The 2416-nt window shown below is 64.8% G+C and carries 3 protein-coding genes and 1 pseudogene; 2 read left to right on the forward strand and 2 right to left on the reverse strand.

The window, feature by feature from the left end:
• Together N878_RS17780 and def are read right to left on the reverse strand one after the other, a co-directional pair.
• A partial coding sequence (locus N878_RS17780; protein ID WP_021444935.1) for a methionyl-tRNA formyltransferase occupies positions 1-393 on the reverse strand: 393 nt, incomplete at its 3' end.
• Between the two features lie 56 nt (positions 394-449).
• Positions 450-956: a peptide deformylase gene (gene def, locus N878_RS17785; RefSeq protein WP_021444936.1), complete on the reverse strand. Its 507-nt coding sequence runs from the start codon at positions 954-956 to the stop codon at positions 450-452.
• Between the two features lie 152 nt (positions 957-1108).
• Between def and N878_RS17790 the strand changes: the two genes are divergently transcribed.
• Together N878_RS17790 and N878_RS26960 are read left to right on the forward strand one after the other, a co-directional pair.
• Positions 1109-2149, forward strand: a complete 1041-nt coding sequence (locus N878_RS17790; protein WP_021444937.1) for a LysM peptidoglycan-binding domain-containing protein — start codon at positions 1109-1111, stop codon at positions 2147-2149.
• Positions 2150-2230: 81 nt separating this feature from the next.
• Positions 2231-2416 (forward strand): annotated as a pseudogene (locus N878_RS26960) (DNA-protecting protein DprA); the annotation flags it as partial.

Consider the following 2416-nt stretch of genomic DNA (forward strand, 5'->3'; position numbering starts at 1 on the left):
GCCGGCCTGCACCGCGCGCTGGATCGGCGCAGCGCCGCGCCAGCGCGGCAGCAGCGAGGCGTGGCTGTTGATGCAGCCCAGACGCGGGGTGTCGAGCACCGCCTGCGGCAGGATCAGGCCGTAGGCCACCACCACCATCAGGTCCGGCTTGAGCGCGGCCAGCTCGGCCTGGGCCTCTTCGTTGCGCAGGCTGGCCGGTTGGTAGACGGGGATGCCGTGCTCCACGGCGAGCTGCTTGACCGGGCTGGGCGCAAGCTTCTGGCCGCGGCCGGCCGGGCGATCCGGCTGGGTGTAGACGGCGACGATTTCATGCTGGCTGGCCAGCAGGGCCTTGAGGTGCTCGGCGGCGAATTCCGGGGTGCCGGCGAAGACGATGCGCAGGGAGTCAGACATGGGGTCTCGCTAAAAGAAAAAGGCTTGCCGCGGCAAGCCTTTAGGAATCTGGTGGATCAAGCCCGCTGGCGGTGCTGTTTTTCCAGCTTTTTCTTGATCCGGTCGCGTTTCAGGCTGGACAGGTAGTCGACGAACAGCTTGCCGTTGAGGTGATCGCATTCGTGCTGGATACACACGGCGAGCAGGCCTTCGGCGATCAGCTCGTAGGGCTGGCCGTCGCGGTCCAGCGCCTTGATCCTGACCTTCTGCGGGCGGTCGACGTTCTCGTAGAAGCCGGGCACCGACAGGCAGCCTTCCTGGTACTGATCCATCTCTTCGGTCAGCGACTCGAACTCGGGATTGATGAATACCCGCGGCTCGGACTTGTCCTCGGACAGGTCCATCACCACCACGCGTTTGTGCACGTTGACCTGGGTCGCCGCCAGGCCGATACCGGGCGCGTCGTACATGGTCTCGAACATGTCGTCGACCAATTGACGGATGGAGTCGTCCACGACGTCCACCGGTTTGGCGATGGTACGCAGGCGTGGATCAGGAAATTCGAGGATATTCAGGATCGCCATATGCGTTTGTGATGCACTTGTGGAATAAAGTCAAAATCCGCTGCTAAGATGATGAACAGCATTGAAAAACGGCTTCACGCCGCGGATTCAGCGGGTTTGGACGCGGCGCTAGGGCGCTTCACGTGAAGACACATAATAAAGGGATTCACCGTATGAGGAAATCACTACTCGCCCTGCTGCTGCTGGCAGCCGGCGGTTTGGCCCAGACCGGCCTGGTCCAGGCCGAAGTGCAACTCAAGGACGGTCACCCGGACCGCTACACCGTGGTCAAGGGCGATACCCTCTGGGATATTTCCGGCAAGTTCCTGAGTCAACCGTGGAAGTGGCCGGAAATCTGGCATGCCAACCCGCAAGTCGCCAACCCGCACCTGATCTACCCCGGTGATACCCTCAACCTCGTCTATATCGACGGCCAGCCGCGCCTGATGCTCAATCGCGGCGAGTCGCGCGGCACCATCAAGCTGTCGCCGCAGGTGCGCAGCACGCCGATGGCCGAGGCGATCCCGACCATCCCGCTGGAAGCGATCAACAGCTTCCTGCTGTCCAACCGCATCGTCGACACCCCCGAGCAGTTCGCCGGCGCCCCCTACGTGGTGGCCGGTAACGCCGAGCGCGTGGTCAGCGGCGCCGGTGACCGCGTCTACGCCCGCGGCAGCTTCGACGAAAGCGCGCCGGTGTACGGCATCTTCCGCCAGGGCAAGACCTACACCGACCCGGAAACCCAGGAATTCCTCGGCATCAACGCCGACGATATCGGCACCGGCGAGATCGTCGCCGAGGAAGGCGATATCGGCACCATGCTGCTGAGCCGCTCGACCCAGGAAGTGCGCCTCGGCGACCGCCTGTTCCCCACCGAAGAGCGCGCGATCAACTCCACCTTCATGCCCAGCGAACCGGCCGGCGAGATCGACGGCCTGATCCTCGACGTGCCGCGCGGCGTGACCCAGATCGGCCAGTTCGACGTGGTCACCCTGAACAAGGGCGCGCGCGACGGCCTGGAGATCGGCAACGTGCTGGCGGTGTACAAGACCGGCGAAACCGTGCGCGACCGTATCACCGGCGACAGCGTGAAGATTCCGGACGAGCGCTCCGGTCTGCTGATGGTGTTCCGCACCTACGACAAGCTCAGCTATGGCCTGGTGCTGGGGGCGTCCCGCTCGCTGGCGATCATGGACAAGGTGCGTAACCCGTAACACCGACAAGCCCCGCGAATGCGGGGCTTGTGCTTTCTGTACCCGCCGCCGCGGCGGCGCGACCGATCAAGGATGATCCCCATGTCGCAACCTTCCGCTCCATCCCCCGCCGTCTCTCCCGCCGAGCTCGAAGCCCGTCTGCGTCTGCACCTCCTGCCGGAGCTGGGGCCGCGGCGTTTTCGCAAATTGCTCGGCGCCTTCGCCAGCGCCTCGGCCGCCCTTAGCGCGCCGGCCAGTGCCTGGCGTGCTCTGGGGCTGCCGGCCACG

This window comes from Pseudomonas sp. EGD-AK9, from assembly GCF_000465935.2.
GTDB lineage: Bacteria > Pseudomonadota > Gammaproteobacteria > Pseudomonadales > Pseudomonadaceae > Aquipseudomonas.